1 pseudogene is annotated in these 277 nt (G+C 37.2%); it reads left to right on the top strand.

What is annotated here, in order from left to right:
• Positions 1-69: 69 nt before the first annotated feature.
• Positions 70-277 (top strand): annotated as a pseudogene (gene purH, locus AC2Q9J_RS17875) (bifunctional phosphoribosylaminoimidazolecarboxamide formyltransferase/IMP cyclohydrolase); the annotation flags it as partial.

Below are 277 nucleotides of genomic sequence, written 5' to 3'. Positions count from 1 at the left end.
CACGTTCTCGTGGGCATTTTTTATGCCTATTTGTTTTAATCTGTAGACTTCAAACTGTTGACTTAAATCATGACTATCAAACGTGCGTTAATCTCTGTTTCAGACAAAACTGGAATCGTTGAATTTGCTCAAAATCTTGCAGCTCTCGGGGTAGAAATTTTATCTACAGGCGGTACTTATAAGTTGCTTAAAGACAACAATATCGCTGTCGTAGAAGTTTCTGAACATACAGGTTTTCCTGAAATGATGGATGGTCGTGTAAAAACACTTCATCCAA

This window comes from Planococcus sp. RAB007_Raresut (genome assembly GCF_057369535.1).
The sequence above is the reverse complement of the archived record's forward strand: the minus strand, read 5'-3'. Positions and strand labels throughout refer to the sequence as shown.